Genomic DNA, 21284 nt, shown 5'->3' with positions numbered 1-21284 from the left:
GTGGGGTTACCAGGTCACCGGGAGCCGTTCGGGGATCCGTTTCATGAAGCCGGTGCGCCAGACCAGTTGGGCGGGCGGTACGGCGAGCGCGAGGTCGGGGAGACGGTCGAGGAGGACCTCCAGGGCGATGCGGGCGTGGGCGCGGCCGAGTGCGGTCGCCGGGCAGTAGTGGGCGCCGCCGCCGAAGGAGAGGTGGTCGGCGGTGTTGTCGCGGTGGACGTCGAAGCGGTGCGGGTCGGGGAACTTCGCCGGGTCGAGGTTGGCGCCCTCCACCAGGACCAGGACGAGCTCGCCCTCGCGGACCTCGACGTCGCCGAGCCGGACGTCCTCGAGGGCGAGGCGGGGCAGGGCGTCGCCGATGGAGAGGTTGACGCGCAGGAGCTCCTCCACTCCCGGGCCGATCAGGTCCGGGCGGTCGCGCAGGAGGTCCCGGGCGATGGGGTGGGTGAGGAGGTAGACCAGGGCCATCGCCAGGAAGCCGGACGTGGAGATCACGCCGGCGCCGAACATGGTGACACCGACGGTCGCCAGCATCTCGTCGGAGAGGTGGGCGTATTCGGGGTCCTCGCGCAGGGCCGCGAGTTCGCCCATCAGACCGTGCGTCGCGGGGTCGTCGAGCAGGGCCGTCATCCGGGCGATGTCCCGGTCCCAGTTGATCTTCGCGCCGGTGACGGGGCACGCCGAGTTCATGAAGGCGATGTCGAGGCTGCGCAGGAAGGCCGGGGCCTCGCTGTCCGGGATGCCGAGGATGCGGCAGTGCATCCCCGCCGAGTACGGCTCACAGAACGCGCCGCGCAGGTCGGCCGTCGGCCCGTCCGCCACCAGCTGGTCGACCAGCCGGTGCGCCTCCTCACGCAGCCGCTCCATCAGGCCCGGCGACTTCGGGTTCAGCGCCTTCAGCACCGCCCGGCGCAGCCCCGCGCCGGTGATGTTGCCCATGTTGTTGACGACCTCGGGCGGGATCGTGAGCGCGTACTGCCGTGGGACTCCGGGGGCGGATGTGTCCTTCAGGGAGAACCGGTCGTCCTTCAGTACCCGTGCGCACAGCTCGTACGACGACACCAGCCAGGCCTCGTCGCCGGCGATGGTCCGCACGCGCCGTACGGGGGTGTCGGCGCGCAGGGTCTCCACCTCGGCGGGAACCCGGGTTCCGTCCCAGGAGAACGGGAAGTCGAGCAGGGGCGGGTGGCCGGCGCTGATGCCGGAGGCGGTGGTCATGCGGCGGTTCCTTCGACGGCGGCGGGGGTGACGACGGCGTGGCCCTGGTTGCGGGAGGCCCGCAGGCCCGCGCCGCGTGAGTACAACAGCTCGGCCATCGGCAGCAGTTGGTGGTAGCAGTTGAGCGAGGAGGGCACCTTCAGGATGGCGGGGGTGTCCAGGAACAGCGGAGCCTCGGCACACACGTACTCCAGGCACACCGCGCGCTGCCGCTCGGTCGGCGCCGGGCCGCGCGCACTGAGGAAACGATTCACCAGGGCGTCGCACACGGCCCGGAAGGCGCCGTCGGCGGCCAGGCGCGCCTGGAGCTGCCGATGGATGTCCTGGTAGGCGGGGTTGGTACGGAACTCCGACATCGGGTGCCAGTCCAGCCGCAGACCCTCGGGGTCAGCCGCCGACACCGCGTCACGGACCTTGGCGCGCACCCCGCGCAGGTTCTTCACCGCCTTGCGCCGGGCCTCGTCCGGTGGATAGCCGGACGCCTCGTACATCTCGGCGACGTAGAGGTCGGTGTAGACGAAGTCGACCTTGTCGAAGTGGTCCAGCCCCCAGCGGGCGAGGTCATGCAGGCGGCGGGCGGAGAAGTAGCTGTTGCCCGGGGACACACCGATCACGGCATGTGCGCCCTCGCCCAGGATGACTTCGCAGTGGGAGGTGTACGGCTGGACTTCGAAGACGTCGGCCATCAGCACGGATGCTGTGGTCAAAGGGGGAATCCTCCGCCGCGCGCTAGTCCCGGCGAGGTCCTGTACCCCTGGTGTGGCGACGCGGCGCCCTCACGCTAGCGCTACGGATTCAGCACGGGTAGTTACCCCCCGGGTTTGGCTGAAATCGATCGTAGTAACGGTCGAAGTCACCTGCTGCCGGGCGCCGTTGGGGGCCGTACGCTGGGGTCGTGGTCAACCGAGACGAGGCTTGCGAGAACCCGGGGCAGGCGGCTTCCCGGCTCACCGGACGCCCGGTCACCGGAGCGCGAACGGCCTCCGGATCGCCGGTCGAGGTGACGCTGGGCGGCGGGACTCCGGTGATGGTCAAGCGCGGTGACGCTCCCGGGGCCGTACGCGCGGAGGTGGCCGGGCTGCGCTGGCTCGCCGCCGCCGGCTCGGTCCGGGTCCCCGCGGTACTCGGTCACGACGAACGCTGGATGGTGACGGAGCGGGTGCCGACCGGGCACCCGGATCCCGGCGCGGCGCTGCGTTTCGGCCACGCCCTGGCCGCCCTGCACGCCGCGGGTGCTTCGGATTTCGGAGTTCCGCCGCCTGGCGGTCCCGAGGACGCGTTCATCGGCCTCGCCCCCATGCGCAATGTGCCGGGCACCGAATGGCCCCGCTGGTACGCCGAGTACCGCGTGCTGCCCTATGTGCGCGGCGCGGTCGACCGGGGCACGCTCCGCCCGGGCGAGGCAGCGGTGTTCGAGCGGGTCTGCGCCCGGCTGCCGGAGCTGGCCGGGCCCGCCGAGCCGCCCGCGCGGCTGCACGGGGACCTGTGGAACGGGAACGTGCTGTGGGGCGCCGACGGCGAGGTCCGGCTCATCGACCCGGCCGCGCACGGCGGACACCGGGAGACCGACCTGGCGATGCTCCAGTTGTTCGGCTGCCCCCATCTGGACCGTGTGCTCGCCGGGTACGAGGAGGCGGCACCGCTCGCGGCCGGCTGGCGCGAACGGCTGGGCGTGCACCAGCTGTTCCCGCTGCTGGTGCACGCGGTGCTGTTCGGACGCGGCTACGCGGAACAGGCCCTGACGGTGGCGCGGAACGCGGTGTCGCTCGCGGAGTGACTCCGCACACACTCGTGGCGGTGCAACGCGACGGGCCTCCCCGGCGTCCTGTGCCATGCAGGCATGCTGTCCCGCGGGCACCTCTTCCGGCGCCCTCACCGACCCGCGGTTACTCAGCGTGAGGAAACCAATCACTCGTTCGATTCGTATAAGGACGTGAAAGCCGAAACAGGGAGAGACCATGCAACCGTTCACGCTCAACTACGCGCGGCCCGCTGTGCAGTTGGACGTCACCATTCCGTATGCGTACGACTCCGGACTGCAGTTGAACGTCCTCCCGGACGGGCGGATCGCCGCCACCGACCACACGACCCTGCGGGCTCTGGGGACCACGACCTCGACCGCGGGCTCCAAGACGCACTTCGACGACTGAAGCGCGGGCCCTGGAAGATGACCGTGCTCATCCTGACGAGTGAAGAGGACGTGACGGCGGACATGGTGGTCCTCCGGCTGAGCGAGGCCGGCGTACCCGTCGTCCGGCTGGATCCCGCGGACCTGACCAACGGGGTGGCGCTGTCGGGCGAGTACGTGCAGGGCGCTCACCGCGGGCATCTGTCCGTCGGCGGGCGCCTGGTGAGCATGAGCGGCCTGCGCTCCGTGTGGGTGCGCAGGCCCGGGGACGCGGCCGCTCGGGCCGCCCAGCCGTCCGCCTGGCTGACGGAGGAGTCGTCACAGGCGCTGTACGGCATGCTGCGCACCACCGACGCCCGCTGGATGAACGATCCGGACGCGGCCCGCCGCGCCCGCCACAAGCCCTGGCAGTTGCACCTCGCACAGCGCAGCGGCCTCGCCGTGCCGGCCACACTGATCACGACGTTCCCGCAGGCGGCGCGGGCGTTCGCGGAGCGCTTCCCGGACCTCGTGGTCAAACCGGTCTCCGGTGCGCATCCGCAGGAGCCGCCGCGGGCGGTGCCGACCAGCCGGGTCGCGCCGGACACCGACTTCTCGGCGGTGGCCTTCGGTCCGACGCTGCTGCAACGGCGGATCGCCAAGCGCGCCGACATCCGGCTCACCATCGTCGGCGACACGCTGCTCGCCGCGCGCAAACCGGTCGACCCGGACGGCCACCCGGACGAGGTGGACGTCCGTTTCGCCCCTTCGGCCTCTCCCTGGCTCCCTTCGGACGTGCCCCCGCGCGCCGCCGAGGGCGTCCGACGGTACATGGACGGCGCGGAACTGGCATACGGCGCATTCGACTTCGCCGAGGACGCGGACGGGATCTGGTGGTTCCTCGAGTGCAACCAGTCGGGCCAGTTCGGGTTCGTGGAGATGGACACGGGCCAGCCCATCGCCGCGACGATCGCCAAGTGGCTTGCCGCGGGCGGGGACCGGGGGGACAGGTGTGCGCAGGACGACCGGAGCGCAGCCTCTTGAGGGTGCGGGGATCGGCTCGGAGAAAGGAACACCACATGCGTATCGGACTGCTGGGAACGGGCCCGTGGGCCCAGGCGGCATACGCCCCGGCCCTCGCCGGGCATCCCGGTGTGGAGTTCGCCGGGGTGTGGGGCCGCCGGCCGGAGGCGGCCAAGGCGCTGGCCGGCCAGTACGGCGTCCCCGCCTACGACGACGTGGACGCGCTGCTGGCCGACGTGGACGCGGTGGCCGTGGCCCTGCCGCCGTCCGTGCAACCGGAGTTGGCGGTGCGTGCGGCGCGGGCGGGCCGTCATCTGCTGCTGGACAAGCCGCTCGCGGTGTCGGTCGCCGAGGGGCGGGATGTGGTGGCCGCGGTGGAGCGCGCCGGGGTGGCCTCGGTCGTCTTCTTCACGGCACGCTTCCAGAAGGAGCCGGAGGCCTGGATCGAGGAACAGGCGGCCGCGGCGGGCTGGTTCACGGCCCGTGCGCAGTGGCTGGGGGCCGTGTTCACCTCCGACAGCCCGTTCGCGGCCTCGCCGTGGCGGCGGGAGAAGGGTGCGCTGTGGGACGTCGGCCCGCACGCCCTGTCCGTCCTGTTGCCGGTCCTCGGCGACGTACGGCAGGTCGTGGCGGCGGCGCACGGTCCCGCGGACACCGTGCATCTGGTCCTGGACCACGCCACCGGTGCGTCGAGCACGCTCACCCTGAGCCTGACCGCACCGCCGGCGGCGGCCGGGGCCGACGTGGAACTGCGGGGTGAGGCGGGCGTGGCGCTGATGCCGGGCAGCTCCGAGGGAGCGGTCCCCGCGCTCAGCCGGGCCACCGACGCCCTGCTGACGGCCGCCCGCACGGGCCGCCCTCAGGCCTGCGACGCCGCGTTCGGCCTCCGCGTCACCGAGATCCTGGCCTCGGCGGAGGCGCGCCTGGCGGAGAACAGGGACTAGTCCACGGTTCCGCGCCCGGTCGCCCTCGGCGCACAGCGGGAACTCGGCGACCGGGCCGTCCGGCGAGCAGGCTCTCCTCCGCTCCTGGCAGCCTGCACGACGGCCCACGGAAAATCCGCCTCGTCGATCCCGATGTCGCCGACCGCATCCTCTCCGTCACCGGCACTCGTCCCTGGCCTCGTCCCTGGGCTTCGTCCCTGGGCGCGGGGCCCGGCCAGGACCACGGCGTGCCCGGGAGAAGGCGGTGCTCCCAGGCGGGAGGCCCAGGTGCGCAGGGCGGCGTAACTTGGGGATGTGAGATCGGTGCACGACGGGCTGTCGCATCGGGACCTGAGAGGTCGCGGCTGGTTGCGGGGGGCGCCGCCGCCGTGGTGGATCCGGGTGTTGCCCGTACTGCTGCTCGTGGCCGTCAGCACGGCCACGGCGATCACCCCGCGCGCCCGCGATCTCGGCTTCCTGCTCGGAGCCATCCCCCCGCTGGCCGTCCTGTCGTACGGCCCGCTGGCCACCGCGCTCCTCGGCGCGGGGGTCGTGGCGGTGCTGAACATCCCCGCCACCCACCTCAACAACCCCGGCAACACCGATCTGCTCGCCATCGTGTTCGTGGCCGTCCTGAGTGTGTTCGTGTCGTACGTGCGCAGCCGCCGGGACGCCCAGCTGGACACGGAACGGGCGATCGGCGAGGCCGTGCAGCGGGCCGTGATGCCGCCGCTGCCGGAGCGGGTCGGGGGCGTGGGGTGCGCGGGGTTCTACCGGGCCGCGCAGGACGGCACGCTGGTGGGCGGGGACTTCTTCGACGTGCGGGACGGGCCGTACGGGGTGCGCGCCGTGATGGGCGACGTACAGGGGCACGGGCTGTCGGCGGTCGCCACCGTGGTGTCGCTGCTGGGTGCGTTCCGGGAGGCGGTGCTGGACCAGCCGGAACTGGAGTCCGTCGCAGCACGGATGGACCGCAGGCTGACGGTGGACTCGGCGGGCGTGCGGCACGCGGAGCTGTTCGCCACGGGGGTGCTGCTGGAGTTCCCCCCCGACGGACGTACCGTGCGGGTGGTGGCCTGCGGTCATCCGGTGCCCGTCCTGTTGCACGAGGGCGAGGCCCTGGAGGTGGCGGTCACGCCGGGACCGCCGTTGGGGGTCGGGCTGCTCGGTGTCGACCCGCCGAAGGAGGTCACGGTGCCCCTGGGCCCGGGTGACCGGCTCTTCCTGGCCTCCGACGGGGTGTGGGAGGCGCGGGACGCCGAGGGCGACTTCTATCCGCTGCCCGCGCGGCTGGCCGCGCTGGCCGGTGCGGCGTCCGCCGAGCTTCCGGCGGCGGTGTGGGCGGACCTCGTGCGCCGGTGCTACAAGGTCCGGGACGACGTCACCATGCTGGTGCTGGCGCCCGGGACGTCCGCCGCCTGACCACCCCGCCGGTCAGCCCACGTCCCACAGGAAGCGGTGGGTGTGGATGCCGAAGTAGGGGAACGACCGGACCTCGCGGACACCCTCCAGGGGTCGTACCACGTCGTTGACGAAGTCCAGCAGGGGCTTCGGACCAGGGGCGACCACCTCGGCGAACAGGTCGAATCCGCCGGAGGTCAGCACCGAGTAGACGACCTCGGGGCGTTCGGCGAGGGCGTCGGCGACGGTGCGGGGGTCGCCGTCGACACCGATGCCGAGCAGGGCCATGGCCTGACCGCCCATGGCCATCGGGTCGGTGACCCCGACCACCTGGACGGCCTTGGAGTCCAGCAGGCGTTGCAGCCGCTGCCGGGCCGCCGAGGCGGACAGGCCGACCTTGGGGCCCAGGTCGGCGTAGGCGATACGGCCGTCGGTCTGCAGTTCGCGCAGGATGGCCCGGTCGATCTCGTCCACGCGTGTCCTTTCGTGCGGGTGTGGCCGGGTGGCTCAGCCCGCGAGTTCGGCGAGCGCGGCGGCGAAGACCTCGGTGTGGGTGTCGACGTCCTGCTCGGTGGTGTCGGGGCACATGAGCGCCATGTTGTGGAACGGGGTGAGCAGGATGCCCCGGTTGGCGAGGTAGAGGTGCAGGAAGTCCTCCAGCTCCGGGTCGGAGGCGACCGCGGACTCGGTACCGGTGCGCGGCGCCGGGGTGGTGAAACGGTACTCGGTGCGGGCGCCCAGCCGGCTCACGGACCAGGGCAGCCGGTGCTTCTCGACGCCCGCCAGGACGCCGGCCTCGAAGCGCTCGGCGAGTGTGGACATCCGGGCGAACGCATCGTCGGTGAGGACGCGTTCGAGGGTGGCCCGCATCGCCGCGACCGACAGTGCGTTGCCGGCGAGGGTGCCGCCGACCCCGCCCATGTCGACGAGGTCCAGGTCGGTGCGGGCCAGCAGCCGCTCGGCGAGTTCGGCGGAGAGCCCGTAGGCCCCGGCCGGGATGCCGCCGCCGATCGCCTTGCCGATGGTCAGCAGGTCGGGCTCCAGGCCCCAAGCGGCCGTGCAGCCGCCGGGCCCGGCGGAGAAGGTGTGGGTCTCGTCGTTGATCAGCAGGCTGCCGTACCGCCTGGTCAGCTCGCGGACGCCGGCGAGGTGACCAGGCTCGGGCAGGACGATGCCGATGTTGGTGAGGGCGGGCTCCATGAGGACGGCCGCGACGTCTCCGTGGGCCAGTTCGCGCTCCAGGCCCATGAGGTCGTTGAACTCGGCCACCCGGCTGGTCAGGGTCACATCGCAGGGGGCGCCGACGTTGCCGGGGCGTGCGGTGCCCGTGCCGTCCGGGCCGACGACGATCAGGGACTCGTCGACGCTGCCGTGGTAGCAGTAGCTGTTCACGAGGATCTTCGGGCGCCCCGTGACGGCCCGGGCCAGCCGGATCGCCCAGCGGTTGGCGTCCGTGGCCGTCAGGGAGAAGCTCCAGCGCGCCAGGCCGAACCGGCGGGTCAGCTCGGCCCCCACCCACTCCGCGTCCTCCGTGGGCAGCATCGCCGTGGCCCCGCCCAGGTCGGCGAACCGCCGCTGCACGGCCTCGGTAACCGGGGCGGGCGAGTGGCCGGCCATCGCACCGGTGTCGCCGAGGCAGAAGTCGATGTACTCCTGCCCGTCCACGTCCGTGACCCGGGCGCCGCGCGCCCCCGCCAGATAGCGGGGAAAGGCACCGGCCGTCTTGTTCATCCAGGTCATCGGCACCCGGCCGAAGAGGTGGTCGGCCCGCGCGTACGCGGCGCGCGAGCCCGGGTTCCGGCGCTCGGCCTCGGCGCTCTCGCGAGCCAGGAGGGCGGGCAGACGCGTGCGGTCCATGGAGTACCTCACTGGAGAAGGAGACGAATACCGTGAGCCTACGATTGAAACAAAGCCCACATCAAGCCATGACGCACGTATCGATTGTCGGGACGATCGAATCACGCGTCGAGGTGGCGAGCGAGGACCGAGCGTCGGGCGGATCCCACTTTCCCCAACTGACGAACTCGTGGCCGGAGTTCGAACGCCCCGCCTCAAACGCCAGGCCGCGCCACCCCTTCCGCCACGTAGAAATATCTACGAGCATGCATATGCCGGGTTGGTGTGCAGACGCACGAGGTGCCCGGTCGCGGTCGTGCCCTGCGCCGAGCGCGGGCCAGTGAGAACCGGAGCAGTGCATGACGAACACGATGTGGACGCGGGGCGTGGAGTGGCTGGCCGCCGCGGCGGCGGACCCCCGCTCCTGCAAGTGGGAGTGGGACCACGGCGAGGGCGTCGCACTGCTGGAGGCGGGCCGTTTCTGGGACGTGCTGAGCGTCCCCGAACGGCTGGGGCTGCTCACCCTCGACCTGCTGCGGCGGCCCGCAATGCCGGTGCCCGGGCCGACCCTGATCGACACGGCGGCGGGCCGGGTCGGGTTCTTCCTGCCGCCGGACCCGTCCGGGGGCTGGATGGGCGCAGGTCTGCGGTACGCGACCAAGGGGGCCTGGGTCGCCGTACCGCCGCCGTACCGGCCCGCGCGTTTCCTGGAGTGGCTCGTGCCGCCGGACGGGACCGGCGCGCTCCACTCGCCCGGTGCCCTGGAGGAGGCGCTCCGGCAGGCCAACGGCACCCTCGCCGTCCTCGCGCCGGTGCGCGGGCAGTGACGGTTCAGGCCCGCTCGCGCCCGGGCCGGGCACCGGGCACGGCCCACCGCGCGTCCGGTTCCGCGGGTACGGTCCGTCCCTTTGCCCGCCACTCGGCGACGAGCCCGGCGTAGATCGGTTCCCGGGACCGGTCCACCTGCCCGGGCCGGCGCATCCGGCGCATCCGGTCCAGCCGTTCGATCCGGTCCAGCCAGTCCAAGCGGTTCGCCGGGTCCAAACGCGTCATGCCGGGGCAACGCGGCGGGGCCGCCACCGGCACGCCCGGCCCGTCCGGCTCACCGGGTCGGGTGAGGCCATCGCCCGAACGATGCCTTCCGCCGGTCGGAAAAGCATCCTGCCGGACAGGCATCCCGCCAACGGCGCCAAGGGGCCGCCCCCATCCGGCGGGCGGGGCGGGAAGAGCGCTCCTATGCTGGGGAGGTCCGGGTTCCGACGCCCCGCTCACCGCGTGTTCGGGTCCCACGTGCTGGGAGTAAGACCATGTCGAAATCGTCCGCACGCCTGCGCCGGGGGGTCGCGGTCGCCATCACGGTGGGGACGCTGACGGCACTACTCACCGCCGGGCCCGGATGGGCGGCACCGGCCTCGGCGCCCGCCGCGCTCACCGCCGGCTCGCCCCGCCCGTCTCCTCCGGGACCGGTCGTCCGGGCCCCCACCCCGGGCGTGGCACGCCAACTCGACGCCGCCGTACAGAGAGTGATGCGCGAGGCGAACATACCCGGCGTGACCGTCGGCATCTGGACGCCGGGGCAGCCGGGTTACGTCCGCTCGTTCGGGGTCGCCGACAAGAGCACGGGCCGGAAGATGGCGCCGGGCATGTACATGCGTATCGGGAGCGAGACCAAGACGTTCACCGTGACCGCCCTCCTCCAACTGGCAGACCAGAAGAAGGTCGGCCTGGACGACCCGATCGCCCGGTACGTCGGCGGGGTGCCCAACGGACACAGGATCACGCTGCGCCGGCTCGCCGACATGCGCAGCGGACTGTTCAACTACTCCGAGGACCCGGCCTTCTTCAAGGCACTCACCTCGAACCCGCAACGGAGCTTCACCCCGCAGCAGTTGCTCGCTTACTCCTTCGGACATCCGGTGCTGTTCCAGCCGGGGCAACAGTTCTCCTACTGCAACACCAACCTCGTCCTGCTCGGCCTGGTGGTGGAGAAGGTGAGCGGGCAGCGCCTCGGGGACTACATCAGGCAGCACATCCTCGATCCGGCCGGCATGACGCACACACTGCTGCCGAACGGCGACGAGTTCCCCACCCCGCACGCGCAGGGCTACACCACGCAGACGGCCGACGGCAAGGAGGCCGACTCGGCCGACTGGAATCCGTCGTGGGGCTGGGCGGCCGGCGCCATGATCTCGACCCTCCAGGATCTGCGCACGTGGGCGCCCACGGTCGCCACCGGCCGGTTCCCGGACGGGAGGCGGATGATCGGTGCCGCCGTCCAGAAGCAGCGGCTCGTCACTCCACGGACCGGCTCGTTCAAGGGAGCCGGGTACGGCCTGGGCATCTTCGATGTGCAGGGGTGGATCGGCCACAACGGCTCCCTGCCGGGCTACGAGTCGCTGACCGTCTACCTGCCGTCGACGCGCACGGTACTCGTCGCCCTCCTCAACACCGACACGGACTACCGGTCGCAGGAGCCGAGCACCGTGCTGGGCGAAGCGCTCACCAGGATCATCTCCCCCGGACACGTCTACAACCTGCCAGTCACGCGCGCCGGATGAGACACCGCGACGGCCGGTTTCCGGCCCCGGTGAGGCCGCCCTGTGTGCTTGCCGTCGACGACGGCGTCTACTGAGGGGCGACCGCCTCGCCAGAGGGCCGCTCGCCCAGGAGACCCAGACGTGACCGTCACCGACCGCATCGCCCTCGACCCCTTCGGCTCGGACATCGTGGCCGAGAGCGCCCGGCTGCGCGCCCTCGGCCACGTCGTGCCCGTCGAACTGCCCGGCGGAATCCCCGCGTGGGCGCCCACCGGCCACGCCGCCCTCAAGGATCTGATCCTCGATCCCCGGGTCAGCAAGGACGCGCGACTGCACTGGCGGCTGTGGCCGGAACTGGCCCGGCACCCGTCCTGGAGCTGGATGGCGACCTGGGTGGGCGTGGTCAACATGCTCTCCACCTACGGCGCCGACCACGCCCGGCTGCGCAAGCTGGTCGCGCCGAGCTTCACCCACCGGCGTACCGAGGCGATGCGGCCACGTGTGGCGGCCCTGACCACCGAGTTGCTGGACGCGCTGGCGGCCGAGGGTGCGGACGGCCGCGTGGTCGAGCTGCGGGCCGGGCTGGCGCATCCGCTGCCGATGCGCATGATCTGCGAACTGCTCGGCGTGTACGAGGAGTTGCGGCCCGACGCGGCGCGGCTCATCGCCGACATCATGGACACCTCCGACCAGAGCCCCGAGTCCGCCGCCTCCGTGCAGAAGCGGATCGGCTCGGTGTTCGGAGCGCTGATCGAGCACCGGCGGAGGCATCCGGGCGACGACGTCACCACGGAGCTGATCCGGGTCCGCGACGAGGACGGCGACCGGCTCTCGGACGAGGAGTTGCTGCACACCCTGCTGCTGGTGATCGGCGCCGGCTTCGAGACCACCGTCAACCTCATCGGCAACGCGGTGGTCGCGTTGCTGACCGGTCCGGAGCAACTGGCCGCGGTGCGCTCCGGGGCGGTGGGCTGGGGTGCGGTGGTCGACGAGACGCTGCGGGTGCATCCGTCCATCGCCGCGCTGCCGCTGCGGTTCGCGGTGGAGGACCTGAAGGTGGGGGACGTGACGATCCCGGCCGGGGACGCGATCATCACGACGTACGCGGCCGCGGGCCTGGATCCCGCGCACTACGGCCCGGACGCGGCCGTCTTCGACGCGGCCCGGGAGGCGGAGGACCATCTGGCGTTCGGGATCGGTGTGCACCGCTGCGTCGGCGCTCCACTGGCCCGGCTTGAGGCGCTGACGGCGCTGCCCGCGCTGTTCACCCGCTTCCCGGAACTGCGCCTGGCCGTCGACGCCGGCGAACTGCGGCAGGTGCCGTCGTTCATCGCGCACGGCTGGCAGGAGATCCCGGTCCGGCTGGGGGGCTGAGCCGGAGCGCGGGGCCGCGACCGGACCCCCGTTCCGGTCGTGCCCCGCGGACTGCCGAAACTACGTGCGATGCCGGGCCCGGAGTAGCGCACCGATGCCCGGCGCGGCCCGCGCGGCACTCACCGGTGCACAGACGCGTCCGGTTGGTCCGGGTTCGCCGCGCCGGGGCCGGGAACGCCGAGGTCGGGTACGGGCAGCTCGCCGGTGACGAGCTGGGCGAGGACGACCTCGTACAGGTCGGTGCCGCCTGCCGTCAGCCGGCGTTCCAGGACGGGTTCGGCCGCCCGGACGTGTTCACGCACCGTCTGGGCGTGCACGCCGAGGGCCTGGGCGGCGCGTTCGGCATGGGCGTCCGCCCCGGTCCAGGCGCGCAGGGTGCCGCGCAGGTCCCGGCCGTCCGCGTCGAGCCGGCCGAGGAGCCCCTCGGCCCAGGTGCGCAGCGCGCTCGTCCCGAGCAGCTCGGTGAGCCGGGCCCGGGCCGGCGGACCGGACGCCCGGCCGCCGGGGTCGTACGGGCCGTGGGCGGCCTCGGTGTTGAGCGCGGCGTGGGCGAGGGCGCGGACGGCCATCCGGGAGAGGTCGGCGCCGAGGAGGGCGGCGACCCGGTCCATACGGGCCCGGACCGTGTTGCGGCTGACACCGAGCACCTTGGCCGCGTTCACGGCGGTGAACTCCAGGCCCAGCCGGGTGGTGGCGACCAGTTCGGCGCGCACGTGGTGCGGCAGCGCGTCGAGCGGGCGCAGTACGGTCGCGGTCCAGGTCCGCAGTACGGCGGGGTCCACGAGCTGCAGGGGGCGGGTGCGGGCGGCGTAGACGGCGGACCGGTCGGGCTGGAAACGGGCCACGGCGAGCGCGGTGACGGCCTGTCCGTAGGCGGTGGCGGTCAGCGCGAGAGGCTGCCGTGGGCTGCCGCCGAGGAAGGTGCCGGGCCGGTCGGCGACGAGGGAGCGCAGCCGCTCCCCCACCTCGGCGGACGGGCCGACGACGATGACGTGTTCGTCGACGGCGGGGCAGCGCACGACGAGCGCCCGGCCGTCGGTGGCGTCGACGCACGCGTCGGCGAGCCGGTCGCGTTCGGCGCGGGCGCCCTCCAGGACGTACACCCGGGCGGTGTCGTCCTCCAGCAGGCCCGGCCACAGCCCGGCGGCGACCCGACGGGCGGAGACGGTGTCCTCCACCATGAGCAGTTGCAGGATCGCCAGCCGCAGGTCGGCCGTGGCCCGCCGCAGCCGCCGCCCCGCATCCGCCAACTCCCGCTCCCTGAGCAGGAGTTCCAGGACGGCGGCGGTGTGGGTGAGGACGTCGGCCGTGCGCCGGTCGAAGGGCGCCGGACGGGCCACGGCGAGGACGGCTCCCACCGCCCGCCCGGGCCCCGGATGCCGCACCCCGACCAGGCGCACATTGCGTTCACCGTCCTCGAGGGCCGCGGCGGAGACCCGGCCGGAGGCGACGTCGGCGACGACGGCGGCGTCGAGCGGCAGGCGCTCACCGGCGAGCAGGGCGCCGTGGGCGTCCTGGAGGCACACCGACGCGCTCACGGTCCGGGCGAGCCAGGCGACGAGCCGGCCGAGATCGCGCGCGGCGGGCCGCAACTGGTCCAGCAGTTCCTGCGTCCAGGCGCCGTCGCCACCGTACGGCCATTGCGACGCCGGGCCTCGGTCCGGTCGGCCGGCCACGTGCCGTTCTCCTCGTCTCCGCGTTGACCTGGGCTTGCGCATGCGCACGTTACCCGACGTGCCGCGCTGCCGCGCCGGACGTGGCTCCGCCGGCGACCCGGGGGGGTGGGTCACCGGCGGAGGCGTCGCCTCCGGGACCGGGGGGAGAGGCCCAGGACGGCTAACGGGTCGGATGCCCCGGAAACGGCGTCCGACACGCACCGGAACCGGGCCTGCGGTATCCGGCGGGGCGTGGGGTGCGCGTGCTGTGTCCGGGACGGCATAAGCTCGACGGGTGGCGAAGTACTTCGACGTGCACCCCGACAACCCGCAACCGCGCAGCATCTCCCAGATCGCCGACGCGGTGCGCTCGGAAGCACTCATCGCATATCCGACCGACTCCTGTTACGCGTTGGGCTGCCGGCTGGGCAGCCGGGACGGCATGGACCGGATCCGTTCCATCCGCCAACTGGACGACCGGCACCACTTCACGCTGATGTGCCGGGACTTCGCGCAGCTCGGCCAGTTCGTGCGGGTGGACAACGACGTCTTCCGGGCCGTGAAGGCGTCCACCCCCGGCAGCTACACCTTCATCCTCCCGGCCACCCGCGAGGTGCCGCGCAAGCTGCTGCACCCGAAGAAGAAGACCGTGGGCGTGCGCATCCCCGACCACGTGGTCACCCAGGCGCTGCTGGCGGAGCTGGGCGAGCCGCTGCTGTCCAGCACGCTGCTGCTGCCGGACGAGGCCGAACCGCTGACGCAGGGCTGGGAGATCAAGGACCGGCTCGACCACGTGGTGGACGCGGTGGTCGACTCCGGCGACTGCGGCACCGAGCCGACCACGGTCGTGGACTTCTCCGGCGGCGAGGCGGAGATCGTACGGCGGGGCGCCGGGGACACCAGCCGCTTCGAGTGACCGTGGGGACCCCGGGCCACTCCGGGTGCGGCGCCGCTGATCTTGCGTGACAGCATGGGCCGTACCCCTGGCGCCGGTGGCGACCGCCGTCCGACGCCCATTCCCCGAGGGAGGCCTGCTCACCATGACCGATGTCCAGGGAACCGACGTCGACATCCGGACCGAGGACGGCGTCGCGGACGCCTACCTCGTCCACCCCGCGGACGGGAGTCCCCACCCGGGCGTGCTGTTCTACCAGGACGCCTACGGCCTCCGGCCGCACCTGAGGTCGATGGCCGACCGGCTGGCCGCCGCGGGCTACACGGTGCTGATGCCCAACGTGACCTACCGCCTCGGCCGTGCTCCGGTGGTGGAACTGCCCGAGTTCATCGACCCGGGCGCCGACCCGACCATCTGGACGAAGCTCGGCCCGATCGTGTTCGCCCTGGGCCCGGAGCTCATCGGGCGGGACTCCGCCGCCTACCTGCGCTGGATGGCGGACAGCCCGCTGGTCGCCGACGGACCGGTCGGGATCACCGGCTACTGCATGGGCGCCCGGCTCGCCCTGTGGACGGCGGCGGCGCATCCGGACCGGGTGGCGGCCGCCGCCGGGTTCCACGGCGGCGGGCTCGCCACCGACGACCCGGACAGCCCGCACCTGGGTGCCCCGCGCATCACCGCGGAGCTGTACCTCGGCCACGCCGACAACGACCACTCGCTGCCGCCGGAGCAGATCGAACGCTTCGAGAAGGCTCTGACGGACGCCGGGGTCCGGCACACCTGCGAGGTCTACCCGGGCGCCCGGCACGGCTACACGCAGGCGGACACTGCGGCCTACGACAAGGAGGCGGACGAGCGGCACTGGGCGGCGCTGCTCGGCCTGCTCCAGCGCACCCTCTGACACCGGCTCACGGCGCCCGCCGCTCGGGGGCGCCGTAGCCCGGTCTGTTCATTGCATTGACATGAACGCGCCCCGGCGCCAGTCTGAGAGCGCTCTCAAACAGGTACGGACCAATATCCGTACGGCCCCGACCCCACACGGAGGTAGGAGAGTGCCTCACACACGCACGCGCGGAGCGCTGCCGCTGGCGGCCGCGGCGGCCCTGGTCGGCGGAGTGATCGCCGTCGGCGCCCCGGACCGCGCCGGTGCCGCCGTCCCGGACACCATCCCCCTGAAGATCACCAACAACTCGGGCCGTTCCGAACCGGTCTACGTCTACGACCTCGGGACCCAGCTGTCCTCCGGTCAGCAGGGCTGGGCCGACTCGAACGGGTCCTTCCACGCCTGGCCGGCGGGCGGAAACCCCCCGACGCCCGCTCCCGACGCGGCGATCGCCGGCCCCGCCCCCGGGCAGTCGAAGACGATCCGGATACCGAAGTTCTCCGGCCGGATCTACTTCTCCTACGGCCAGAAACTCGACTTCCGGCTGACCACCGGCGGCCTGGTGCAGCCGGCCGTGCAGAACCCCTCCGACCCCAACCGGAACATCCTGTTCAACTGGTCCGAGTACACGCTCAACGACTCCGGACTCTGGCTGAACAGCACCCAGGTGGACATGTTCTCCGCGCCGTACGCGGTCGGGGTGCAGCGCTCCGACGGCAGCGTGAGCAGCACCGGGCACCTGAAGTCCGGTGGCTACAACGGCTTCTTCAACGCACTGCGCGGCCAGTCGGGCGGCTGGTCGGGGCTCGTCCAGACCCGCTCCGACGGAACCGTGCTGCGCGCCCTCTCACCCCTGTACGGCGTGGAGACGGGCGCCCTGCCGGCGAACGTGATGGACGACTACGTCAACCGGGTCTGGCAGAAGTACGCGACGTCGACGCTGACCGTCACGCCGTTCGCCGACCAGCCGGGCACCAAGTACTACGGCCGGGTCTCGGGCAACGTCATGAACTTCACCAATGCCTCGGGTGCGGTCGTCACCAGTTTCCAGAAACCGGACGCGGACAGCGTCTTCGGCTGCCACAAACTGCTCGACGCACCCAACGACGCGGTGCGCGGTCCCATCTCCCGCACCCTGTGCGCCGGTTTCAACCGCTCCACGCTGCTCACCAACCCCAACCAGCCGGACACCTCCCCGGCCGGCTTCTACCAGGACGCGGTGACCAACCAGTACGCGCGTGCGGTCCATGCGCAGATGGCCGACGGCAAGGCCTACGCGTTCGCCTTCGACGACGTCGGCAACCAGGAGTCGCTGGTGCACGACGGCAGCCCGCAGCAGGCGTACCTGACGCTGGATCCGCTGAGCTGACGTGCGAGGGTCCCGCACCCCGGCCGGCCGCCGGGGCGCGGGACCCTCGTGCGCGTGGCTCAGCCGGTCGTGAGGGCGGTGTCGTCCACCACGAAGCTGGTCTGCAGCGAGGAGTCCTCCACGCCGTTGAACTTCAGGGTGACCGTCTGGCCCGCCAGCGAGGACAGGTCGAAGCTCTTCTGGCTGTAGCCGGAGGCCTTGTTGAGGTTCGAGTAGGTCGCGAGGGACTTCGAACCGGCAGTGACCGTCAGCTTGTCGTACTGCGTGCTGGTGGTCGTCTCCGAGGTGTCGATGTGCAGGTAGAAGGTCAGGGTCGCCTTGCAGCCCGCGGGGATCGTCACCGACTGGGACAGCGTGTCGGTGTGGGTGGTCCCGTAGCCGTCCATCCAGGCCTTGTACGAGCCGCTGTGGGCCGCCTCACCGCTGTCGGTGGTGATGACGCCGCTGGTGGCGGTCCAGCCGGTGCTGCCGGACTCGAAGCCCGGGTTCTTCAGCAGCTGGGTCGAGGTGCAACCGCCGCCGCCACTGGAGTTGACGGTCCAGGTGAAGGTCGCGGTACCGGTCGCGCCGGTGGAGTCGGTCACCGTGACGGTGGTGTTGGACGTACCCGCCGTGGTGGGCGTGCCGGTGATCAGGCCGGTGGAGCTGTTGATCGAAAGGCCCGCGGGCAGACCGGAGGCGCTGTAGGTCAGGGCGCCGCTGTTGGTGCTGCTCGCCTGGACCTGCAGGCTGACGGCGGTACCGACGGTGGAGGTCTGGTTGCCCGGGTTGGTGACCGTCACGCCGTTGCCCGGCGGCGTGACGTGGCTGCCGACGTTGATGCCGGCGAAGGCGTTCGCGACCCCGGCGTACTGGGCGGAGTTGGCGCCGTACAGCGCGGTGGCCGCGTTCAGCGCGGCGGTGCGGGCGCCCGCGTAGTCGGTGCTCGACGTCATGTACGACGTCAGCGCCTTGTACCAGATCTGCAGTGCGGCGGCGCGGCCGATGCCGGTGACGGCGACGCCGTCCGAGGTCGGGCTGTTGTAGGTCACGCCGTTGATGACCTTGGTGCCGCTGCCCTCGGAGAGCAGGTAGAACATGTGGTTCGCCGGGCCCGAGGAGTAGTGGACGTCCAGGCCGCCGACGCCCGAGTACCAGCTGTCGGCCGAACCGCCGTCCTTGCTGGGCTTGTCCATGTAGCGCAGCGGGGTGCCGTCGCCGTTGATGTTGATCTTCTCGCCGATGAGGTAGTCACCGGGGTCCGAGCTGTTGTTGGCGTAGAACTCCACGCCGGTGCCCATGATGTCGCTGGTGGCCTCGTTCAGGCCGCCGGACTCTCCGGTGTACTCCAGGCCGGCGGTGTTGGCGGTGACACCGTGGCTCATCTCGTGGCCGGCCACGTCCAGCGAGGTCAGCGGGTCGTTGTTGCCGGACCCGTCGCCGTAGGTCATGCAGAAGCAGCTGTCGTCCCAGAAGGCGTTCACGTACGCGTTGCCGTAGTGCACGCGGGAGTACGCGCCGACTCCGTCGTTCTTGATGCCGCTGCGGCCGAAGGTGTTCTTGTAGAAGTCCCAGGTCTCCTGGGCGCCGTAGTGGGCGTCCGCGCCGGCGGTGGCGGCGTTGGAGTTGGTGCCGTCGCCCCAGGTGTCGTTGCTCTGCGAGAACAGGGTCCCGGTGCCCGAGCTGCCGTGGTTCAGGTTGTACGTCTTGTGGCCGCCGCGTGCCCCGTCGGTCAGCGTGTACGTCGAACCCGACTGCGTCGTGGTCAGCGTGACCTGTCCGCTGTAGTGGGTGTTGCCGACGCCGGTCTCGATCGCCTGGTACCGGTACAGCTCCTTGCCGGTGGTGGCATCGGTGATGACGTGCAGCTTGCTGGGCGTGCCGTCGTCCTGGAAGCCGCCGATCACCGTCTCCCAGGCGAGCTTCGGGGTGCCGGTGCCGGCCCAGATCACCTTGCGGGCGCTGTCGGCCGTGGGCTTCTTGGCGAGGGACTTGGCGACCGTCAGCGCCTTGGACTCGGCGGCCGACCTGGTGAAGGCCGCCGTGGTGGAGGCGACCTTGATCTTGTGCTTGTTGTTGTACGTGGTGCTCACGGTGCCCGCGGCCAGGGAGGCGGGCGGGGTGTGCACGACGAGGTCGCCGCCGAGGACGGGGAGGCCGGCGTACGTGCGCTCGTACCGGGTGTGCAGGGTGCCGTCGTTGTCCTTGATGACGTCCTTGACGACCAGCTTCTCCTTCGCGCCGAGCCCGAGGGTGCGGGCGGTCGCGGCGGTCTGCTGCTGGGCGGTCTTGATCAGCGCCTGGTGCTGGGCCGGGCTGAGCTTGGCCTCCAGACCGCCGCTGCGCAGTGGGCTGGGGTGGGGGGCGGCGGGCTTGGCGACGGCCGGAGCGGCCTGCATACCGAGGGCGAGGAAGGCCGCGGTGGAGACCAGGGCGGCTCCGACCGTGGCCCGCTTGTGGGGAAGGGGTCTGTGGGGTCTCACTCGTACTCCTTCTGCTGCGGCCGCCGGGTCGCGACCGGTGACAGACGGGCAGAGGGGTCTGCTGCCCGGGTGAGCTGAGCTGTGCGGGACCGTGCTCCGTGAACACACCGGGGATGTGCGGTGCGTGGAGGAAGGATTCCAGCCTTGACTCGAACATGTCAGTCATGTCGAGGTCATTCGAGGGTTTTCCCTCTACCTGCCGGTGCGGCCGGCTCAGCCGCGGCGCCGTGCGCGGGGCAGCGCCGGGCCGTTACCCGCCGTCACGACCGGGCGGACGGCAGCCGACAACTCAAATTTTCTTGACAATTTTCCTTGTCGGTCGGACCCTGGGAACGAGACGATCCGGCACACGAGACCCGAGGAACCAGCCATGCGCACCCTGATCAGCACCGCCTTCATCTCCCTCGACGGCGTCGTGGAGGCCCCCGGCGGCGAACCCGGCTACCGCAACTCCGGCTGGACCTTCAAGCACGTCGAGTTCGCCCCCGAGGCATTCGAGATCAAGGAGCGGGAGCAGCGGGAGGCCGCCGCGATCCTGATGGGCCGCGTCAGCTACGAGGCGTTCAGTCCGGTATGGCCGGACATGCCGGAATTCGCGGACTACAGGACGATGCCGAAGTACGTCGTCTCCAAGACGCTCACCGAGGACAAGCTGGTGTCCAACTGGGGTGAGACGACCATCCTGCGCTCCCTCGACGAGGTCGCCGGTCTGAAGCAGACCGAGGGAGGCCCGGTCATCGTCCACGGCAGCGCGACCCTGAACCACGGCCTCTCGGACGCCGGCCTGATCGACCGCTACCACCTGCTCGTCTTCCCGCTGCTGCTCGGCGCCGGCAAGCGCCTGTTCAGCGCCACGGACAAGGACACCCAGAAACTGAAGCTGGTCGAGCACGAGGTCTACGCCAACGGCCTGCAGAAGCAGGTCTTCGACGTCGTCCGCTGAGCAGAGCCGGCGCATGTCCGGGCCGGCGAAACCAAGCCACCGCCGCGGCATGGAGCCACGCATCCGGCAGCCGCCGTGCCGGGATCATGACGCGTTGGACGCCCGGTCCCGATGGGTCGCCGCCGAATCGCCGCTCCACGCACGGCCCGAGCCGGTCACGGGGCACTCCGTCGCCCTTCAACTCGACGCCGCCCGGGGTCACGAGTGACGACGGGCTACGAGCAAGGACGGGCTACCAGTAACGACGGGACCGGGTCGTCCGCGGGTGGAGCTCGATTCAGGAGGTCACGGCCTTCCTCACCGGCCGCCTCGGCGCCTGACGGTCATGGGCCTCACAGGCGCACGGTCATCGCGACGCTCACCTCGTCACCGGCCGCGATCCCCTCCGGGCGGCGCACGGCGTTCTTGAGCGGCAGCAGATACCCACCGTCCCTCGGGAACAGGGACGTGGTGAAGGCGGTGGCGCCGACTCTCGCCTCGACCGGGATCACGCCCCAGCCGTAACTGGCCAGCGCGGCCACGTCACGGACGTCGGCGGACTCCGCGTCGGGCACGGCGACGAAGTAGTACGGCGCCGGCCCCCGCCACTCCACGACCCGGCCGTCGAAAGCGAGTTCCACGAGCCACCCCCTCTCAAGCGGGTCCCAGCCTAGCGGCG

20 protein-coding genes are annotated in these 21284 nt (G+C 71.8%); 12 read left to right on the top strand and 8 right to left on the bottom strand.

The genetic code is table 11. From position 1 onward, the window contains the following. Window positions 1–6: 6 nt before the first annotated feature. Both AB0D93_RS08850 and AB0D93_RS08845 read right to left on the bottom strand, forming a co-directional pair. The gene (locus AB0D93_RS08850; protein ID WP_362115327.1) at window positions 7–1218 is read right to left on the bottom strand and encodes a cytochrome P450; all 1212 of its coding nucleotides are present in this window, start codon (window positions 1216–1218) and stop codon (window positions 7–9) included. Beyond that, window positions 1215–1925: a tRNA-dependent cyclodipeptide synthase gene (locus AB0D93_RS08845; RefSeq protein ID WP_362115324.1), complete on the bottom strand. Its 711-nt coding sequence runs from the start codon at window positions 1923–1925 to the stop codon at window positions 1215–1217. Before AB0D93_RS08845 ends, AB0D93_RS08850 begins: the two co-directional genes overlap by 4 nt. A 188-nt stretch (window positions 1926–2113) precedes the next feature. Here AB0D93_RS08845 and AB0D93_RS08840 point away from each other — a divergent pair, with 188 nt between their 5' ends. The 5 genes from AB0D93_RS08840 to AB0D93_RS08820 all read left to right on the top strand — a co-directional run bounded on the left by AB0D93_RS08840 (window position 2114) and on the right by AB0D93_RS08820 (window position 6693). After that, window positions 2114–2995 (top strand): fructosamine kinase family protein, encoded by an 882-nt coding sequence (locus AB0D93_RS08840; protein WP_362115321.1) that lies wholly within the window; start codon window positions 2114–2116, stop codon window positions 2993–2995. 181 nt (window positions 2996–3176) lie between these two features. Beyond that, on the top strand, window positions 3177–3368 hold the full coding sequence (tgmA, locus tag AB0D93_RS08835; RefSeq protein WP_067309123.1) for a putative ATP-grasp-modified RiPP: 192 nt from the start codon (window positions 3177–3179) through the stop codon (window positions 3366–3368). A gap of 17 nt (window positions 3369–3385) precedes the next feature. Next, window positions 3386–4369 carry an ATP-grasp ribosomal peptide maturase gene (gene tgmB, locus AB0D93_RS08830; RefSeq protein ID WP_362115316.1) on the top strand — a complete coding sequence of 328 codons (984 nt, stop codon included), beginning with the start codon at window positions 3386–3388 and terminating at the stop codon, window positions 4367–4369. Window positions 4370–4404: 35 nt separating this feature from the next. Further along, entirely contained in the window at window positions 4405–5292 is an 888-nt protein-coding gene (locus AB0D93_RS08825; protein WP_362115313.1) for a Gfo/Idh/MocA family oxidoreductase, read from the top strand. Window positions 5293–5673: 381 nt separating this feature from the next. Further along, window positions 5674–6693: a PP2C family protein-serine/threonine phosphatase gene (locus AB0D93_RS08820; protein ID WP_362115310.1), complete on the top strand. Its 1020-nt coding sequence runs from the start codon at window positions 5674–5676 to the stop codon at window positions 6691–6693. Between the two features lie 12 nt (window positions 6694–6705). Here the strand turns inward: AB0D93_RS08820 and AB0D93_RS08815 are convergent, their stop codons facing one another. Both AB0D93_RS08815 and AB0D93_RS08810 read right to left on the bottom strand, forming a co-directional pair. Continuing rightward, a complete protein-coding gene (locus AB0D93_RS08815; protein WP_362115307.1) occupies window positions 6706–7146 on the bottom strand; it encodes an Lrp/AsnC family transcriptional regulator in 441 nt (146 codons plus the stop codon). Between the two features lie 33 nt (window positions 7147–7179). Then, window positions 7180–8529 (bottom strand): transaminase, encoded by a 1350-nt coding sequence (locus tag AB0D93_RS08810; protein ID WP_362115304.1) that lies wholly within the window; start codon window positions 8527–8529, stop codon window positions 7180–7182. Between the two features lie 338 nt (window positions 8530–8867). Here AB0D93_RS08810 and AB0D93_RS08805 point away from each other — a divergent pair, with 338 nt between their 5' ends. Then, window positions 8868–9335 (top strand): hypothetical protein, encoded by a 468-nt coding sequence (locus AB0D93_RS08805; protein WP_362115301.1) that lies wholly within the window; start codon window positions 8868–8870, stop codon window positions 9333–9335. A 4-nt stretch (window positions 9336–9339) separates the two neighbouring features. On the opposite strand, the gene AB0D93_RS08800 is transcribed toward AB0D93_RS08805, so the two are convergent. After that, window positions 9340–9561 carry a hypothetical protein gene (locus AB0D93_RS08800; RefSeq protein WP_362115298.1) on the bottom strand — a complete coding sequence of 74 codons (222 nt, stop codon included), beginning with the start codon at window positions 9559–9561 and terminating at the stop codon, window positions 9340–9342. A gap of 254 nt (window positions 9562–9815) precedes the next feature. Between AB0D93_RS08800 and AB0D93_RS08795 the strand changes: the two genes are divergently transcribed. Both AB0D93_RS08795 and AB0D93_RS08790 read left to right on the top strand, forming a co-directional pair. Further along, window positions 9816–11066 (top strand): serine hydrolase domain-containing protein, encoded by a 1251-nt coding sequence (locus tag AB0D93_RS08795; RefSeq protein WP_362115295.1) that lies wholly within the window; start codon window positions 9816–9818, stop codon window positions 11064–11066. 120 nt (window positions 11067–11186) lie between these two features. After that, a complete protein-coding gene (locus tag AB0D93_RS08790; RefSeq protein WP_362115292.1) occupies window positions 11187–12419 on the top strand; it encodes a cytochrome P450 in 1233 nt (410 codons plus the stop codon). 119 nt (window positions 12420–12538) lie between these two features. On the opposite strand, the gene AB0D93_RS08785 is transcribed toward AB0D93_RS08790, so the two are convergent. Then, on the bottom strand, window positions 12539–14095 hold the full coding sequence (locus AB0D93_RS08785; protein ID WP_362115289.1) for a helix-turn-helix domain-containing protein: 1557 nt from the start codon (window positions 14093–14095) through the stop codon (window positions 12539–12541). A 274-nt stretch (window positions 14096–14369) separates the two neighbouring features. Between AB0D93_RS08785 and AB0D93_RS08780 the strand changes: the two genes are divergently transcribed. The 3 genes from AB0D93_RS08780 (at window position 14370) to AB0D93_RS08770 (ending at window position 17221) form a co-directional block, all read left to right on the top strand. Further along, entirely contained in the window at window positions 14370–14990 is a 621-nt protein-coding gene (locus AB0D93_RS08780; RefSeq protein ID WP_362115286.1) for an L-threonylcarbamoyladenylate synthase, read from the top strand. Window positions 14991–15114: 124 nt separating this feature from the next. Next, complete coding sequence (locus AB0D93_RS08775) at window positions 15115–15870, top strand: dienelactone hydrolase family protein (protein WP_362115283.1); 756 nt, start codon at window positions 15115–15117, stop codon at window positions 15868–15870. A 202-nt stretch (window positions 15871–16072) separates the two neighbouring features. Further along, window positions 16073–17221, top strand: a complete 1149-nt coding sequence (locus AB0D93_RS08770; protein WP_362116236.1) for a glycoside hydrolase family 64 protein — start codon at window positions 16073–16075, stop codon at window positions 17219–17221. A 59-nt stretch (window positions 17222–17280) separates the two neighbouring features. Here the strand turns inward: AB0D93_RS08770 and AB0D93_RS08765 are convergent, their stop codons facing one another. After that, on the bottom strand, window positions 17281–19599 hold the full coding sequence (locus AB0D93_RS08765; RefSeq protein WP_362116233.1) for a M4 family metallopeptidase: 2319 nt from the start codon (window positions 19597–19599) through the stop codon (window positions 17281–17283). A gap of 454 nt (window positions 19600–20053) precedes the next feature. On the opposite strand from AB0D93_RS08765, the gene AB0D93_RS08760 reads away from it, so the two are divergent. Then, window positions 20054–20626, top strand: coding sequence for a dihydrofolate reductase family protein (locus AB0D93_RS08760; protein WP_362115280.1), 573 nt, complete (start codon window positions 20054–20056; stop codon window positions 20624–20626). 332 nt (window positions 20627–20958) lie between these two features. On the opposite strand, the gene AB0D93_RS08755 is transcribed toward AB0D93_RS08760, so the two are convergent. Next, window positions 20959–21246, bottom strand: a complete 288-nt coding sequence (locus AB0D93_RS08755; protein ID WP_362115277.1) for a DUF1905 domain-containing protein — start codon at window positions 21244–21246, stop codon at window positions 20959–20961. Window positions 21247–21284: the final 38 nt, after the last annotated feature.

Origin of the sequence: Streptomyces sp. NPDC048191 (assembly GCF_040652655.1) — a bacterium.
In the GTDB taxonomy this organism is placed as follows: Bacteria; Actinomycetota; Actinomycetes; order Streptomycetales; family Streptomycetaceae; genus Streptomyces.
Note: the sequence above shows the minus strand (reverse complement) of the source record. Positions and strands in the feature narration are given on the sequence as shown.

What these genes read in the sequence shown, in the direction of transcription:
- AB0D93_RS08810 (WP_362115304.1), bottom strand. Translation starts at nt 8,529, where the DNA reads ATGGACCGCACGCGTCTGCCCGCCCTCCTGGCTCGCGAGAGCGCCGAG.
- AB0D93_RS08795 (WP_362115295.1), top strand. Translation starts at nt 9,816, where the DNA reads ATGTCGAAATCGTCCGCACGCCTGCGCCGGGGGGTCGCGGTCGCCATC.
- AB0D93_RS08805 (WP_362115301.1), top strand. Translation starts at nt 8,868, where the DNA reads ATGACGAACACGATGTGGACGCGGGGCGTGGAGTGGCTGGCCGCCGCG.
- AB0D93_RS08775 (WP_362115283.1), top strand. Translation starts at nt 15,115, where the DNA reads ATGACCGATGTCCAGGGAACCGACGTCGACATCCGGACCGAGGACGGC.
- AB0D93_RS08850 (WP_362115327.1), bottom strand. Translation starts at nt 1,218, where the DNA reads ATGACCACCGCCTCCGGCATCAGCGCCGGCCACCCGCCCCTGCTCGAC.
- AB0D93_RS08800 (WP_362115298.1), bottom strand. Translation starts at nt 9,561, where the DNA reads ATGACGCGTTTGGACCCGGCGAACCGCTTGGACTGGCTGGACCGGATC.
- AB0D93_RS08760 (WP_362115280.1), top strand. Translation starts at nt 20,054, where the DNA reads ATGCGCACCCTGATCAGCACCGCCTTCATCTCCCTCGACGGCGTCGTG.
- AB0D93_RS08825 (WP_362115313.1), top strand. Translation starts at nt 4,405, where the DNA reads ATGCGTATCGGACTGCTGGGAACGGGCCCGTGGGCCCAGGCGGCATAC.
- tgmA (WP_067309123.1), top strand. Translation starts at nt 3,177, where the DNA reads ATGCAACCGTTCACGCTCAACTACGCGCGGCCCGCTGTGCAGTTGGAC.
- tgmB (WP_362115316.1), top strand. Translation starts at nt 3,386, where the DNA reads ATGACCGTGCTCATCCTGACGAGTGAAGAGGACGTGACGGCGGACATG.
- AB0D93_RS08765 (WP_362116233.1), bottom strand. Translation starts at nt 19,599, where the DNA reads ATGCAGGCCGCTCCGGCCGTCGCCAAGCCCGCCGCCCCCCACCCCAGC.